The organism is Bradyrhizobium sp. USDA 4452 (assembly GCF_054063575.1).
Map to the genome: position 1 here is coordinate 4,736,065 of NZ_JBSSGK010000001.1, position 15,424 is coordinate 4,751,488.

Annotated in this window: 15 protein-coding genes; 7 read left to right on the forward strand and 8 right to left on the reverse strand. The window is 65.6% G+C overall.

Annotation, left to right across the window (positions count from 1 at the left end; translation table 11 throughout):
* Positions 1-54: 54 nt before the first annotated feature.
* Positions 55-1,230, reverse strand: coding sequence for an HlyD family secretion protein (locus ACVISU_RS22715; protein ID WP_050404760.1), 1,176 nt, complete (start codon positions 1,228-1,230; stop codon positions 55-57).
* Positions 1,223-1,702, reverse strand: coding sequence for a MarR family winged helix-turn-helix transcriptional regulator (locus tag ACVISU_RS22720; RefSeq protein ID WP_050404815.1), 480 nt, complete (start codon positions 1,700-1,702; stop codon positions 1,223-1,225). Before ACVISU_RS22720 ends, ACVISU_RS22715 begins: the two co-directional genes overlap by 8 nt.
* Before the next feature lie 169 nt (positions 1,703-1,871).
* Here ACVISU_RS22720 and ACVISU_RS22725 point away from each other — a divergent pair, with 169 nt between their 5' ends.
* Together ACVISU_RS22725 and ACVISU_RS22730 are read left to right on the forward strand one after the other, a co-directional pair.
* The gene (locus ACVISU_RS22725; protein ID WP_028338147.1) at positions 1,872-2,357 is read left to right on the forward strand and encodes a Fur family transcriptional regulator; all 486 of its coding nucleotides are present in this window, start codon (positions 1,872-1,874) and stop codon (positions 2,355-2,357) included.
* Between the two features lie 154 nt (positions 2,358-2,511).
* On the forward strand, positions 2,512-3,468 hold the full coding sequence (locus ACVISU_RS22730; protein ID WP_050404761.1) for a DMT family transporter: 957 nt from the start codon (positions 2,512-2,514) through the stop codon (positions 3,466-3,468).
* Positions 3,469-3,489: 21 nt separating this feature from the next.
* On the opposite strand, the gene ACVISU_RS22735 is transcribed toward ACVISU_RS22730, so the two are convergent.
* Positions 3,490-4,365, reverse strand: coding sequence for a sulfurtransferase (locus tag ACVISU_RS22735; protein ID WP_050404762.1), 876 nt, complete (start codon positions 4,363-4,365; stop codon positions 3,490-3,492).
* 259 nt (positions 4,366-4,624) lie between these two features.
* Here ACVISU_RS22735 and ispG point away from each other — a divergent pair, with 259 nt between their 5' ends.
* The 3 genes from ispG to ACVISU_RS22750 all read left to right on the forward strand — a co-directional run bounded on the left by ispG (position 4,625) and on the right by ACVISU_RS22750 (position 8,325).
* Positions 4,625-5,914, forward strand: coding sequence for a flavodoxin-dependent (E)-4-hydroxy-3-methylbut-2-enyl-diphosphate synthase (gene ispG / locus ACVISU_RS22740; protein ID WP_050404763.1), 1,290 nt, complete (start codon positions 4,625-4,627; stop codon positions 5,912-5,914).
* Positions 5,915-6,047: 133 nt separating this feature from the next.
* Positions 6,048-6,941 (forward strand): TauD/TfdA dioxygenase family protein, encoded by an 894-nt coding sequence (locus ACVISU_RS22745; RefSeq protein ID WP_050404764.1) that lies wholly within the window; start codon positions 6,048-6,050, stop codon positions 6,939-6,941.
* A gap of 43 nt (positions 6,942-6,984) precedes the next feature.
* A complete protein-coding gene (locus ACVISU_RS22750) occupies positions 6,985-8,325 on the forward strand; it encodes a Rieske 2Fe-2S domain-containing protein (protein WP_050404765.1) in 1,341 nt (446 codons plus the stop codon).
* Positions 8,326-8,377: 52 nt separating this feature from the next.
* On the opposite strand, the gene ACVISU_RS22755 is transcribed toward ACVISU_RS22750, so the two are convergent.
* Together ACVISU_RS22755 and ACVISU_RS22760 are read right to left on the reverse strand one after the other, a co-directional pair.
* On the reverse strand, positions 8,378-9,985 hold the full coding sequence (locus ACVISU_RS22755) for a Na+/H+ antiporter (RefSeq protein WP_456708383.1): 1,608 nt from the start codon (positions 9,983-9,985) through the stop codon (positions 8,378-8,380).
* 108 nt (positions 9,986-10,093) lie between these two features.
* Positions 10,094-10,468: a nuclear transport factor 2 family protein gene (locus ACVISU_RS22760; protein ID WP_456708384.1), complete on the reverse strand. Its 375-nt coding sequence runs from the start codon at positions 10,466-10,468 to the stop codon at positions 10,094-10,096.
* Positions 10,469-10,670: 202 nt separating this feature from the next.
* On the opposite strand from ACVISU_RS22760, the gene ACVISU_RS22765 reads away from it, so the two are divergent.
* Positions 10,671-11,117, forward strand: coding sequence for a GFA family protein (locus tag ACVISU_RS22765; RefSeq protein ID WP_456708385.1), 447 nt, complete (start codon positions 10,671-10,673; stop codon positions 11,115-11,117).
* 6 nt (positions 11,118-11,123) lie between these two features.
* Here ACVISU_RS22765 and ACVISU_RS22770 read toward each other — a convergent pair whose 3' ends face one another.
* The gene (locus tag ACVISU_RS22770; RefSeq protein WP_456708386.1) at positions 11,124-11,540 is read right to left on the reverse strand and encodes a hypothetical protein; all 417 of its coding nucleotides are present in this window, start codon (positions 11,538-11,540) and stop codon (positions 11,124-11,126) included.
* 301 nt (positions 11,541-11,841) lie between these two features.
* On the opposite strand from ACVISU_RS22770, the gene ACVISU_RS22775 reads away from it, so the two are divergent.
* On the forward strand, positions 11,842-13,734 hold the full coding sequence (locus ACVISU_RS22775) for a caspase family protein (RefSeq protein WP_456708387.1): 1,893 nt from the start codon (positions 11,842-11,844) through the stop codon (positions 13,732-13,734).
* Positions 13,735-13,742: 8 nt separating this feature from the next.
* Here the strand turns inward: ACVISU_RS22775 and ACVISU_RS22780 are convergent, their stop codons facing one another.
* Together ACVISU_RS22780 and ACVISU_RS22785 are read right to left on the reverse strand one after the other, a co-directional pair.
* Positions 13,743-14,423, reverse strand: coding sequence for a DUF1345 domain-containing protein (locus ACVISU_RS22780; RefSeq protein WP_050404770.1), 681 nt, complete (start codon positions 14,421-14,423; stop codon positions 13,743-13,745).
* An 18-nt stretch (positions 14,424-14,441) separates the two neighbouring features.
* Positions 14,442-15,362 carry a polyprenyl synthetase family protein gene (locus ACVISU_RS22785; protein ID WP_456708388.1) on the reverse strand — a complete coding sequence of 307 codons (921 nt, stop codon included), beginning with the start codon at positions 15,360-15,362 and terminating at the stop codon, positions 14,442-14,444.
* Positions 15,363-15,424: the final 62 nt, after the last annotated feature.

The following is a 15,424-nucleotide window of genomic DNA, read 5'->3' on the forward strand; positions in this document are numbered from 1 at the left end:
CGACCTCTCCCACAGCGGGAGAGGTGACGCGCGGGGCTTCGATCTTGCTTCATCTTACTCCTGGTGGTCCGGGTGCGCGGAGGCTGAGCGCAGCCCGAGCAGGCCGGCCAGCGTGCGGCGGTGGTTGGTGTCGATCGTCGCGTAGACGCTCATGCCGGCCTTCAGCTTCTTCACGAACGGATCGTTCTCGTCGAAGTAGATCCGCACCGGCACGCGCTGCACCACCTTGACGAAGTTGCCGGTGGCGTTCTGCGGCGGCAGGATCGCGAACTGTGCGCCGGTGCCCGGCGACAGCGAGCCGACCTTGCCCTTGAACTGGTGGTTGGGGAACGCGTCGACGTCGAGCTCGACCGGCTGGCCGACCGCGACATAGGTGAAGTCGCTTTCCTTCGGATTGGCGTCGACCCAGGGATGGTCGACATCGATCACCGAGAACACCGGCGCACCCGCGGTGACGAAACGGCCGAGCTGAATCTGGTCGACCTGGGTTGCCACGCCGTCCATCGGCGCGCGCAGCACGGTGTGATCGAGATTGCGCTGGGCGTCGTCGAGCTTGGCCTTGGCCTGGGCGTAGGGCGGGAACCGCTCGATCGGCAGATCGATATCGCCGAGCAGCTGGGTCTTGTCCTTCGATATCTGCTGCTTGATGTATTGCGCCAGGCTCTCGGCGGTCACTTGCGCGTTGGCCGCATTGTCGAGGTCGAGCTGCGAGCCGAAGTTCTGCTTGGCGAGCGTCGATTTGCGCTCGACGTCGCGCTTCTTCAACTCGATGCTCTGCTGGGCGAAGTCCAGCATCCTGGTGTTGATCTTGATGTTGTCGACCAGGGTGTCATAGGTGGTCCTGGTCTGGTCGAGTGCCGCCTTGGCCTGGTCCACCGCGAGGCGGAACGGAACAGGGTCGATTTCGAACAGCTCGTCGCCCTTCTTGACGTGCTGGCCTTCCTTCACAACGATCTTGTCGATCTTGCCGGAGATTTCCGGCGTGATCAGCACCTTCTGCGCGCCGACATAGGCATCGTCGGTGCCGACATAGCGGCCGCCATTGAGATAGAACACGCCGCCGACGATGACCGCCACGATCGGCAGCACGACGAGCAGCAGCACCCGGCGATAGCGCCGCAGGCCCGCCATCAGGCGACGGCGCGGCGCGCGGCTGGCCTTGCCTGCCGGCACGGGCTCGCCCGGATTGCTCTTCTGCTCTGGCGCCAGCTTGAGGACGGGTTCAGCCATAGCGTTGTTCCTTTCGGGAGGGCTCGCCGGCTGGGCTTTGGATGGCATTGCGAACGTTTTCCTTGATCGATTCCAGTTGGGTGAGCAGGCGATGCGCATCAGTGGGGCTGATGCCCTCGAGCGCGGTCGCGGTGAGTTCGGAGCGCAGGCCGGCCAGCTTGCCGAGCAGCGGGCGCGCGGCCTTCTTGAGATAGAGGCGGTTGACGCGGCGGTCGTTGTCGTCGCTGCGGCGCTCGATCCAGCCGTTGTCGCAGAGCTTGTCGATCAGCCGCGTCAGCGTGATCGGCTGCATCTCGAGCAGCTCGGCGAGCTCGGTCTGCTTCAGCCCCTCCTGGCGCTCCACCTTCGACAGCACCGCCCATTGCGCCCGGGTGATGCCGTAGCGCGCGGCCTCCTTGTCGGCATAGACACGGATCAGCCGGAACAATTCGCCCAGCGTAAACATGAACTCCGTGTCCACGGAACCGCGCATCGGTGCTGCCTCCATAAGCTTGGCATATAATAAGCTTGCTTATGATTCCCGCATGCCGGGTTAACGGGAGGCTGCCCCGCTCTGCGGACATGGCTGGAAGGCAGCGAGCGACCGGGCACGGCTGGCCCGGGCTATGGGAACCGACGCAAGAATGCTACATATCAGGGCAATGAGCCTGGCCAAGCCGACATTCCCTGCACCCGACCACGATCACGGCCGCTGCGCCGCAGACGCGATGGCGCATGCCGAGCAGGTCTGTGCGCGCCGCGGCCAAAAATTCACCCCGATCCGCCGTCAGGTGCTGCAGGCGCTGCTGTCGAGCCATCGGCCGCTCGGCGCCTATGAGGTGATCGACGAGCTGGCCAAGACGATGCCGCGGCCGGCCCCGATTACCGTCTATCGCGCGCTCGACTTCCTGATGGAGAATGGCCTCGTTCACCGCATCGAGAGCCGCAACGCCTTCCTCGCCTGCGCGCATGATCATGACGAGACCTCGATGGTGGCGTTCCTGATCTGCGATCATTGCGGCTCGGTCGGCGAAATCCCCGCCGCGCCGGTCGCGCAAAGCCTGACCGCCGCGGCCCGGGCCTCCGGCTTCATCCCAAAGCTCTCCGTGGTCGAGATCGCCGGCACCTGCGCGCATTGCCAGAAATGATTTTCACCCCGGTCATTGCGAGGAGCGCAGCGACGAAGCAATCCATGCTTCGGCGGGTGGTGAAATGGATTGCTTCGCTCCGCTCGCAATGACGATCCAAGCGACACGCGAACACTAACAACAACAGGCCGACAAGCCGGCCCGCGAGGAAACAATGTCGACCCAAGCGATCTCCGCCAGTGTCACGAGGCCCGTCAGCGTCGGCCATGGGTTGCCGCCGGGCGCCATCGCATTGATGCTGATGCTGTGCGTGAGCTGGGGCTTCAACCAGCTCGCGGTCAAGCTCGCGCTGCCCGACGTGCCGCCGATGCTGCAGGCGTTGATCCGCTCCTCGGGCGCGCTGCCGGTCATGCTGATCGTCGGCTGGCTGCGCGGCGTCAGGTTCTTCGAGCGCGACGGCACGCTGCTGCCGGGCGTGATCGCCGGGCTGATGTTCGGCTGCGAGTTCGTGCTGATCTTCACCGGGCTCACCTTCACTTCGGCGTCGCGCGCCTCGGTGTTCCTCTACACTGCACCGTTCTTCGTCGCGCTCGGCTCGCACCAGTTTCTCGGCGAGCGTCTGTCGACCGTGCAATGGAGCGGCCTGGCGCTGAGCTTTGCCGGCGTTGCGCTCGCGATCGGCGTGCCGCAGCCGAATGTCGACGCCAAGGTACTGCTCGGCGATCTCATGGTGGTCGGCGGCGGCGCGCTGTGGGCGGCAACAACGCTGGTTGCCAAGGGCACGCAGCTGCGCAAGGCCGCGCCGGAAAAGGCGCTCGGCTACCAGGTCGCGATCTCGATCCCGATCCTGGGCCTCGCCGCCTGGATCGCGGGCGAGCGCATCGCGCACGTGCCGGGCGCGCTGTCGATCTCGCTGCTCGCCTATCAGGCGGTCTGGGTGGTCGGCTGCACGTTTGTCATCTGGTTTGCGATGGTGAAGACCTATTCGGCGAGCAAGCTGTCGGCCTTCACCTTCGTCACGCCGCTGTTCGGCGTGGTCGCGGCCTATTTCATCATGCACGACACGCTGACGCCGGTGTTCGGCGTCGCCGCGCTGCTGGTGATCGCAGGGCTTTATCTGGTCAACAAGCCCGACCCGAAGGTGACGCCGGATCCCAACGTGCCGGCGTGAGACCTCGGCGCCGCAGCCCTTCTAACCCCTCTCGATCGGCAACGTCTCATCCTTCGCCCATTCGCCCATCGAGCCGTCATAGAGCGTGAGATTGTCGTAGCCGAGCCGATGCAGCTGGAACAGGTCGATGGTTGCGGAAATGCCGCCGCCACAATAGGCCACGACGCGCTTGTCCCTGGTGATGCCTTGCGCGGCGAAGGTTGCTTCGGCCTCGGCCAGCGGCACGAACGTCTTGTCCTTGGGATCGATCAAACTTGCCGCCGGCACGCTGACGCTGCCGGGGATGCGGCCGGGCCGGCCGTAGCGGCTCGGCTCCAGTCCCTTGTAGAATTGCGGGCCGAGCGCATTGACGATCACGGTGTCGCGCTCCGTGGTGGCGGCGAGCACGTCGTGCTTGCCGACGAACATGCCGTCTTGCGGCCGCGCCGGAAACGTGGCCGGCGGATAGCCGCCGGCAAGCCCGGTCTCGATGTCGCGTCCCTCGGCGGTCCATTTGTCGATGCCGCCGTCGAGCACCGCAGCGCCCGCAAAGCCCAGCGAATGCAGCATCCACCAGAATCGTGTCGCCCACATCGCCGTCCCGATCGAGTAGAGCACCACGCGGCTGCTCGCCGAGATGCCGTGGCGGCCGAACGCGGCCTCGAGCTGGGCCGTCGGCGGCATCATGAAGCGCAGATCAGTGTGGGCGTCGGAAAACTCGGCCTGCAGATCGAGGAAATTGGCGCCCGGAATGTGGCCGGCCTCGAAGGTCTGGCGGCCCGAGACGACAATATAGGGTATGTTGCTCCCCGCAGGGGCCGGCTCCAGATAGGTCGTGCAGTCGAACAGGCGCAGCTCGGGACGGGTCAGGATCTCGGCAAGTTCCGCCGTGGTGATCAGCTCGCTATGGCCGGCCATGTGACGCCCTCCCGGTCTGTGTTTAACGGGATGCTAAGATGCGCCAGATCACATGAAAAGCTGTCACTTTGCCCTTTGATTCACCCCAATTCGGCCCAATATAGCTGACCATGCAGGACGCCGCTGCATGGCTTGCCTTTGGCCTCGATCGGCGTCATAAGCTGTTGAATTCACTCCGAAACATCACCGTTTGGCCCGCCGTGCGCGAGGCCCATCGCCCCCTTGGTGAATGTCACCAAAACCTGATATTCGAGACGCCATGAACAAGCCCGAGATTTTGCCGCAAGACGACGTCGCAGGTCCTCAAGCCCGGCACCAAACCACGCAGGTCATGGTCGGCAACGTTGCCGTCGGCGGCGGTGCGCCGATCGTCGTGCAGTCGATGACCAACACCGACACCGCCGATATCGACGGCACCATTGCCCAGGTCGCCGCGCTCTCCCGCGCCGGCTCCGAGATGGTGCGCATCACCGTCGACCGCGAGGAAGCCGCTGCCGCCGTGCCGCACATCCGTGACGGCCTGCGCAAGCGCGGCATCACCACGCCGCTGATCGGTGACTTCCACTATATCGGTCACAAGCTGCTCGCCGAGTATCCGGCCTGCGCCGAGGCGCTAGACAAGTACCGCATCAATCCGGGCAATGTCGGCTTCAAGAACAAGCGCGACACCCAGTTCGCCGACATCATCGAGATCGCCAACAAGAACAACAAGCCGGTCCGCATCGGCGCCAATTGGGGCTCGCTCGACCAGGAGCTGCTCACCAAGCTGATGGACGAGAACACGGCATCGGCCAATCCGCGCGATGCCCGTGCGGTAACCCGCGAGGCGATGGTGCAGTCGGCGCTGCTGTCGGCGGCCCGCGCCCAAGAGCTCGGCATGCCGAAGAACAAGATCATCCTGTCGGCCAAGGTCTCGGCCGTGCAGGATCTGATCGCGGTCTATCAGGAAGTCGTACGCCGCTCGGACTATGCGATCCATCTCGGCCTGACCGAGGCCGGCATGGGCTCGAAGGGCATTGTCGCCTCCTCGGCCGCGCTCGGCATTCTCTTGCAGCAGGGCATCGGCGACACCATCCGCATCTCGCTGACGCCGGAGCCCGGCGGCGATCGCACGCTGGAAGTGCAGGTCGCGCAGGAACTGCTGCAGACCATGGGCTTCCGCACCTTCGTGCCGCTGGTCGCGGCCTGCCCGGGCTGCGGCCGCACCACCTCGACCACGTTCCAGGAGCTGGCGCGCTCGATCCAGGATTTCATCCGCGACGAGATGCCGGCCTGGAAGACCAAATATCCGGGCGTCGAGCAGCTCAACGTCGCGGTCATGGGCTGCATCGTCAACGGCCCCGGCGAATCCAAGCACGCCAATATCGGCATCTCGCTGCCCGGCACCGGCGAGGCGCCGGCCGCGCCCGTGTTCGTCGACGGCAAGAAGTTCCGCACCCTGCGCGGTCCCGGCATCGCCGCCGACTTCAAGGCGCTGGTGATCGACTATATCGACCAGCGCTACGGCAACGGCGCCAAGCTGCCGGAGCCGGCCGGCGCCGCTGAGTAGAGCGCGGTCCTGTTGCCCGGATTGAGCGTCAGCGAAATCCGGGGCGGTGCTGCCATGCATGGGCTGGTCCCGGATTGCACTTCGCTTCATCCGGGCTACGATGGTCAAAACAACAACCATCGGGAGAACGCCCATGAGCTCGTTGTCCGGCAAGCAGGGTCCGCGCTACCGCCACCTCGCCGACCAATCCGAGCCCTATGAGACCATCGGCGTCGAGAAGCTGACGCCGATCATCGGTGCGGAAATCTCCGGCGTCGATATCGGCAAACTGGTTGGCGACGATGCGCGCTCAAACCGCCAGATGGACGAGATCCATCGCGCGCTCGCCGAAAACCTCGTCATCTTCTTCCGCGACCAGCACATCAGCCCCGACCAGCATCTCGCCTTCGGGCGCAAGTTCGGCGAGCTGCACGTGCACCCGGCCGCGCCCAACGAGGGCGATCCGGCGCTGATGAAGATCTATGCCGACAAGGATTCGCCGCGCGCCAATGGCGAGGGCTGGCACACCGACGTGTCCTGCGATCTCGAGCCGCCGATGGGCTCGATCCTCTATATCAAGCAGTGCCCGCCGCGCGGCGGCGACACGCTGTTCGCCAACATGTACGCCGCCTATGAGGCGCTGTCGGACCGCATGAAGGCCTATCTCGACGGGCTGACCGCGCTGCATGACGGTGAGCAGACTTATCGCGGCCTGTACGCCAATTACGGCGTCGCCGACAAGCAGAGCTATCCGCGCGCCGAGCATCCGGTGGTGCGCACCCATCCCGTGACCGGAAAGAAGGCGCTCTACGTCAACCGCGGCTTCACCCGCTTCATCGTCGGCATCCCGCGCGACGAGAGCGATGCCATGCTGGCCTATCTCTACCAGCACGCTGAGAACCCGCTGTTCCAGTGCCGCTTCCGCTGGACCGAGAACGCGATCGCATTCTGGGACAATCGCTGCGCCCAGCACCGTGCGATGTGGGACTACTGGCCGCACACCCGCTCCGGCACCCGCGTCACCGTGAAGGGCGAGCGGCCGGTGTGAGATATCCTACGAACTAAAACGAAAATAAATCGGGAGAGCGTCCATGCTTCGCGCCGAAGACAACAGATTTCTCACCGAGTCCGGTGCAGGGACGGGGATGGGCGAATTGCTGCGCCGGTTCTGGATCCCGGTGTTGCTGTCGGAAGAGCTGCCGGAGCCCGACAGCGACCCGAAGAAGATCGTTGTCATGGGCGAGGAGCTGCTCGCCTTCCGCGACTCGCGAGGCGTGGTCGGAATCATCGACCAATATTGCCCGCATCGCGGCGCCAATCTCTGGCTCGGCCGCAACGAGGAATGCGGCATCCGCTGCGTCTATCACGGCTGGAAGTTCGATACCGACGGCCGCTGCGTCGACATGCCGACGTCCTACCCGGATCTCAACGCCAAGGACCTGATCCGCATCAAGTCCTACCCGGTGCGCGAATGGGGTGACATGATCTGGGCCTATATGGGTCCGGCCGATCAGATGCCCGAATTGCCGGCGCTGGAGATGGCGCTGCTGCCGGCCTCGCACCGCTTCGTCACCAAGAAATGGCAGGACTGCAATTGGGTTCAGGCGGTGGAAGGTTCGATCGACACCGCGCATTTCACCTTCGCGCATCTCTCCTTCGAGAAGGAGGAGAACGAGATCCTCGACATCAAGAAGCATTTCGTCAATCCGCTGACGCGGGTCGCGACCGACCACATGCGCTGGATCGCCGAGGATCCGCGCCCGGTGATCAAGATCAATCCGCATGACGCCGGCCTCACGGTCGCCGGCGGACGGCTCACCGGCAGCGACGACATCTACTGGCGCATCGCCCAGTTCCTGATGCCGTTCCACAGCTACGCGCCGAGCTCGATGCCGGGCGAGAACATGTTCGGCCAGACCTTCGTGCCGGTGACCGACACCAATTGCTGGATCTACACCTATGCGTGGAATCCCGACCGCCCGCTGACCGACGCCGAGCGGGAGGGGTACGTCAACGGCAACGGCGTGATGGCTGTGGTCGACGAGAACTACGTGCCGCTGCGCAACAAGGCCAACGACTATCTGATCGACCGCAAGCTGCAGCGAACCAGGAGCTACACCGGGATCAAGGGCGTCTCCGAGCAGGACGCCGCGGTGCAGGACAGCCAAGGCCCGATCGCCGACCGCACCCGTGAGCATCTCGGCCCGACCGATCTCGGCATCATGCATTTCCGCAAGCTGGTGATGGAGGCGGCCCGGGCGCTGCAAAAGGGGGAGGCGCCGCCGCACGCCGCGCACCAGGATCGCTACACCGTGCGATCCGGCGCCTGCGTCACCAGCAAGACCAAGGACCTCACCGCCGTGATGATCGAGCGGTTCGGCGATCCCGCAGGCTTCGTCGGCGGTCCCGGGCAGCACGCCGCGGCGGAGTAGCTATTGCTGTCGTCGCGGCCTTCGCCGGGACGACGTGGGGAGGTATCCGGGGCTACAACGGAATCCTGCGATACTCGCGATTGGACAGGCTGGCCTCCTCGAGGTCGAGATCGCGCTCGATGCGCCGTCTGGTCTCGTCGGTGATCTTGCCGTCGCGCAGCAGCATGTGGATGAACTTGCGTTCGGAGGAGATCAGCTCCCGCGTCAGCGCGGTGCCGGTGGCGGAGACGTCGTGCTTGTCGGGATCGAGCGTGTCGGGCAGCTGGTTGATGCGGATCTCATGGCGCGAGCGCAGCACCTTGACGACCTCGTCGGAGAGCTCGCGATCGTCGGTGATGGCTTCGAGCGACTTCAGCGCGGCGTTCAGCGCCTCGCGCCGCGCCTCGATCTCCTGCTCGTGCTCGGCAATGTGCTCGCTGCGCCCGTCCTTGGCAAGGCCGAGCCAGTGCACCACCGGCGGCAGGGTAAGACCGAGGCCGACCAGCGTCACGAAGATCACGCCGAAGGCCACGAACAGGATCAGGTCGCGATACGGGAAGGCCTCGCCGCTTGGCAATGTCAACGGCAGCGCAAGTGCCGCGGCGAGCGAGACCGCGCCGCGCACGCCGGTGAAGGCGACCACGAACACCGCCCGCCATGACGGCAGCGGATCGCGTGCGCGCATGCGGGCGCTGATCCAGCGCGGCAGATAGGTGCCGGGGAACACCCAGAGGAAGCGCGCGACGATCACGATCACGGCGACCAGCGCGGTGGCGGCCAGGATGTCATGCAGCGGGAACGCCTTCGACTTCTCGTACAGCGAGCGCATCTGGAAGCCGGTCAGGAGGAACAGCAGGCCCTCGATCAGATAGATGATCAGGTCCCAGAAGAAGATGCCCTGCAGACGGGTCGCGGCCGAGATCAGCAGCGGCCCGTTCCAGCTCATATAGAGCCCGCAGGCGACGGTTGCGATCACGCCGCTGCCGCCGAAATGCTCGGGGATCCAGTAGGCGAGATAGGGCGTGATCAGCGACAGCGTGATCTCGACCTGCGGGTCCCTGGCGCGACGGCGGGCACGCAGGCTGAGCCAGCCGACCGCGGTGCCGAACGCGATCTCGCCGGCAACGATGACGAAGAATGTGCCGGTCGCCTTCGGCAGCGAGAACAGCCCGGTGGTGATGGCGGCGAGCGCGAAGCGGTAGAGGATCAGTGCGGTGGCGTCATTGGCGAGCCCTTCGCCCTCGAGCACCACGAGGATGCGGCGGGGCATGCCGAGCTTGCGTGCGATCGCCAGCGGCGCCACCACGTCGGGCGGCGCCACGATCGCGCCTAGCAGGAAGCCGATGCTCCAGGGCAGGCCGATCAGATAGTGGGTCGCGGCCGCGACCATGAAGGCGGTGAAGATCACGCAGCCGACCGACAGCAGGATGATCGGCCGCAGATTGGCCTTGAACTCGCGCCAGCTCATCGCGACGCTCGCCGAATAGATCAGCGGCGGCAGCACCACCAGAAGCACCAGCTCGGGCGGCAGTTCCAGCGACGGCATGCCCGGCACGAAGGCGAGCACGATGCCGACCAGCAGCAGCAGGATCGCGGGCGCGATATCGGTCCGCCGTGCAACCAGGGCGGTTCCCGCCAGCACGCCGAGCAAAGTGAGAAAGATCTGAAACTTGGCTTCCATAACGGGCTCAATTCGCCCGGAAACCAGCGCCAGTCAATGCGGTCCGGCGGGAGCCGGACCGCTGAAGCGCGTCATAAAGCCGTCGCAGGGATGCGGTGGGCGGCCCGGTCAATCCCGCACGTCGAAGCGGTAGGATTTCGAGACGATCTGCCAGCCATCGGCGAGCTTCATCGCGACAAGGTAGTCGGTGAAATAGCGCGGCGGCAGCTGGCAGCGCACCTTGATGAACGCGGTGTTGTCGTCGGAACGGTCGATGGTGACGATGAAGTCCTCGCGCGGCTTGCCCTCGGCCTTCGCCGACGGCCGCTTGCGCACCAGAGCGAGCCAGTCCGGCACGCTGAGGACTTTCAGCTCGCCCTTGTCCACCCAGCGCAGGTCGGCGCTGGGATGAAAGGCCGTCGCGAGCTTGTCGGCATCGCTCTCGTAGAGGCCGTCGAAATAGGTCTGCACGACGCTTTCGACGGTGGATCGTTCCTGACTCATTGGTTAGTCCTCCCGGCAGGATTTGAACTACGAGAGCGCTTTCGAGCGAAGTGGGTACCAGTTCGCGTGAAGAAAACGCGTCAAAACGAGAATCTGGAGCCCCCGTTCCAATTCAATCGGAACGGAAAGGGCTTTGGGATTTAGCCATGAACCGCCAGATTACGCCATGGCCGGCGATAAAATTCCGCGTGAGGAGTGAGTTGTGACCGCATCTGAAAATTCGAACGCAAATTCGAACGTTCGCATCCTGACCGGCGAATGCTTCTGCCGCGACGTACGCTACGAGGTAGCCGACGCGTTCGGCTATGCGCTGAATTGTCACTGCTCGAATTGCCGGCGCATCACGGGATCGGCGTTCAAGCCGTTCGCGGGAATCGCGCGCGAAAAATTCACCGTCATCAGCGGCGCCGACGGTCTTTTGGTCTACGGCGACGAGCTCACCCACGATGCGCATTGCGGCCGCTGCGGGTCGCTGCTGTATTCGCAGGTCCGCAACGGCGCCTATGTCCATGTCACGATGGGCACGCTGCGCGATGCGCCGACGATCCGGCCGACCGCGCATATCTTCGTCGGCTCCAAGGCGCCCTGGTACGAGATACGCGACGACCTGCCGCAATATCAGGAGCATGTGACTCAGAGCGGGGAATAAATCCGCTCAAGGCAAGTTCTTGCCCTGAGCTGGGTCCGCCTGTGCTGCTGACGTCTCGGACGGCCCCAGCGAGAAGGCGAGCACGACGTCGTCGGCGCGCTGCTTGAACTCCTTGCTGACCGCAGCGCGCGCGGCGTCGGCGAGTTCGTGCAATGGCTTGTCCTGCAGCAGGCTGGGGAAGGTAACGGTTACCGACGTGAGCCGGCCATTGTGCCAGTTGAACCCGACCGCCGGTTTGACCCCGACCATCGCGACCACATCGTTCTCCACGGCCTTGGCGTGCTTGAAGCCATCGAACACGGCGTCGACCAGGCCGCAGCCCGCGGCGCAGCCGGCCAGCAGCGCGACGGCGAGGAGGGCTCGCGCTGTGCTGCGGACCTCGCCGGCCCTGGCGAGTGGAACCGCCGCGCTTGTGCCCTGCATCGTGTCCTCCGTGGTCCTGTTCTTGTTGGCGTGATGGTGCCACGAAATCGCGTGACCGGCCAAACCCGAACCGGCGGTCGGTTTCGCCGACTAACAGTCAGGATGGCAGGGTCAATCTGTCGCGGACCGTGAGGCGCCTCACAAGGCGTCCCGCTTGCTTCTGATAAACGGACCTGCATGCTGGAGCGCTTTCGAGCGAAGTGGATACCGGTTCGCGTGAAGAAAACGCGGCAAACAAGAAACTAGAGCCTCGTTCCGATGCGATCGGAACGCGGCTCTGGAAAACGGCCAGAGTGTCGCCATGAACGGGTCTGGGTTCTCGAAATTGAATCGATTGCTGCTCGCCCTCGCCTTGCTGCTGATCGTCAGCCAGCCCGCCTTCGCCGAGAAGCGCGTGGCCTTGGTGCTCGGCAATTCGGCCTATCGCAACACCGCGGCGCTGGCCAACCCGGTCAACGATGCCTCGGTGATGGCCACGACGCTGAAGAACGCCGGCTTCGACGTGGTCGATTTCCGCAAGGACCTGCCGGCCGTCGAAACCCGCCGCGCGCTGCGCGAATTCGCCGACCTCGCCCGCGATGCCGATATCGCGCTGGTCTATTATGCCGGCCACGGCATCGAGGTGGACGGCGCCAATTACCTGATCCCGGTCGACGCCCGGCTGGAGCGCGATACCGACGTCTATGACGAGGCGTTTTCGCTCGACCGCATCCTGGTTGCGATCGAGCCGGCGCGGCGACTGCGGCTGGTGATCCTCGATGCCTGCCGCGACAATCCGTTCGCCAAGACCATGAAGCGGACGCTGGCGACCCGGGCGATCGGGCAGGGCCTGGCCAAGGTCGAGCCGACCAGTCCGAATGTGCTGATCGCCTATTCGGCGAAGGCGGGCTCGACCGCGGCCGACGGCGACGGCAAGAACAGCCCGTTCACGATCGCACTGTCGAAATTCCTGCCGACCCCCGGTCTCGATGTCCGCCGCGCCTTCGGCTACGTCCGCGACGAGGTGCTGAAGACCACCAACAATCGCCAGGAGCCGTTCGTCTACGGTTCGCTCGGCGGTGAGGACGTGCCGCTGGTGCCGGCACCGGCCAAGCCGGCGCCCGCCGCCGCTGCCGCGCCAATTTCGCCAGCCCCGACACCGCAGTCCGAGGCCCGTCGCGATTACGAGTTGGCGCTGCAGATCGGCAACAAGAGCGCGATGAACGCCTTCCTCGCCCAATATCCGAGCGGCTACTACGCCAACCTCGCGAGGTTACAGCTGGAGAAGTTCACCGCCGAGGACGCGCGTATCGCAGCCACCGAGAAGGCGCGTCTGGCCGAACAGGAGCGCGCCCGTCTCGCCGCCGAGGGCGCGCAGAAGGCGCAGCAGGCCAAGGCCGAGGCCGATGCGAAGGCCGCCGAAGCCGCGCGTCTTGCCGCGGAACGGGCCAAGCAAGTCGCGCAAGAGCAGGCCGCGGCCGCCGAGCAGAAGCGCCAGGCGGACTCGGCGTTGGCCGATCGTGCCGCAGCCAACAAGGCGCCAACCGATCAAGCGGCAACGCCCGCGGCGGCCGCACCGCCAGCCCCACCGGCTTCACCCGAGAAGACCACGACGGTGGCCGCGTTGGCCCCCGGATCGCCCGAGGCCGATGTCGTCAAATCGGTGCAGACCGAATTGCGCCGCGTCGGCTGTCTGACCGGCGCCGTCGATGGCGACTGGAACGCCGCCTCGCAGCGCTCGCTGACGCTGTTCAACCGCTATGCCGGCACCAAGCTCGACATCAAGACCGCGAGCGTCGATACCCTCGATGCCGTCAAGCTGAAGCAGTCCCGCGTCTGTCCGCTGCTCTGCGAGCACGGCTACAAGGCCGACGGCGATCGCTGCACGCGGATCGTGTGCGCCGAGGGCTCGTTCCTCAACGACGACAACGAATGCGAGAAGCGGCGCGACCGGAAGCCGGTCGCCAAGCGCGACGGCGACGAGCGCCCGTCGCGCCGTGACCGCGAACGCGCCTTCCACCCGCAGCGCGAGCCGCAGGTTCCGGCAGCGGAAATTCCGCGCCCGCAGGGCCGTGCCAGGGCGGAGGGCGGCGGCAGCGGCCAGATCATGTGCGACGCCTATCTGTGCCGCCCGGTCAGGCGCGGCTGCCATCTCGAGTACCGCGGCGGCGGCGGCCCCGGCGGCAACACCGGCAATGTCGAGGTCTGCAACTAGCGAGGCAGCTAGATCAGGCTCGCTGCGATGTTCACCATCAGGGCCAGCAACGCGGTGTTGAACACGAACGAGATGATGCCATGCACGGTGGCGGTGCGGCGGATGATCTTGTCGGTGATGCCGACGTCGGAGACCTGCGCGGTCATGCCGATCACGAACGAGAAATAGACGAAGTCCCAGTAATCGGCGTCGGTATGCTCATCGCCGCTCGGGAACTGCAATCCGCCGGGCGTCTTGCCGCGGTAGAACTCGTGGGCGTAATGCAGCGCGAACGCGGTGTGGACCACCGCCCATGACAGCGTGATGGTGGCGATGGCCACCGCGAGGCCAGCCGCGCTGCCCTTGGATGCGCCGAGTTCGAACACGATGGCGAGGAGGCTCGCCAGTGCGCCGAACGCGGTCAGCAGCAGGATCAGGAAGCGGCCGTCGTCCTGCAATATGGCGCTGCGCTTGATGTGGGCGACGCCACAGCGCAGCATCATCGCATAGGCGAGCACGAGATAGAGCGCGGCGAAGGCGTCCCAGCCGGCGAGCATGCGCGTGACGAGGCGCATCGGGCCCGGGATCAGCAGCGCGACGGCGATGCCGAGCGCGATCGAGACGAAGGTCCGCGGCCGGCCCACCACCACGCGGACCGGCATCGGCAGCTTGCGGAAACGAACAAGGCGGTCGTCGAGCTCCTTGTTCATTTCGCGCTTTGCTTTCGGCTAGTTCTTGCGCTCGGCGACGAAGCGGGCGGCCGCGCGCAGCACGTCGCCCCGATCGCCGAACACCGACAGCGCGGCGTCGGCGCGCGCCAGCAGGTCGCGCACCCGCTGCTTGGCACCGTCGATGCCGAGCTGGGTGACGAAGGTGGTCTTGCCGAGCACGGCGTCAGCGCCTGCCGGCTTGCCCAGCGCGGCGGCGTCGCCCTCGACGTCGAGCAGATCGTCGGCGATCTGGAAGGCTTCGCCGAGCGCTTTGCCGTAATCGTCGAGCGCCTGGTATTCCTTCTGCGAGGCCTGGCCGAGGATCGCGCCGGCGATGCAGCCGAAGCGGAGCAGCGCGCCGGTCTTCATCTGTTGCACGCGCGCGACGTCGACCGGCTCGCGGTCGCCGAAGCGGCCTTCGCCCGCGAGATCGAGGATCTGGCCGCCGGCCATGCCGCCGATGCCGGAGGCGCGCGCCAGCGCGCGGGTCAAGAGCAGGCGCACCTTGGCGTCCTTGTGGATCGCATCGCGGGTGATGATGTCGAAGGCAATCGTCAGCAGCGCGTCTCCGGCGAGGATCGCGGTGGCATCGTCATAGGCCTTGTGCAGGGTCGGGCGACCGCGGCGCAGATCGGAATTGTCCATCGCCGGCAGATCGTCATGGATCAGCGAATAGCAGTGGATGCATTCAAGGGCTGCGCCGACCAGCAGGGCCGACTCGCGCGGGATGCCGAACACCGCGGCGCTCTCGACCGCGAGGAACGGCCGCAGCCGCTTGCCGCCGCCGAGGCTCGAATAGCGCATGGCCTCGATCAGACGCTTCGGGCGCGCGATCTCGTCGCTCTCGGGCGCATCGGACAGCAGTTTGGCGAGCAGGGCTTCGGTATCCTCCGCGGTCTGGTCCAGCCGCTTGGAAAACTCTGCAGTACCGGTCGTCATCTAAGAATTGCTCCAGATCGATTTTCGGCCGGACAATCGTTGATGGGATCGGCTTCGTCAAT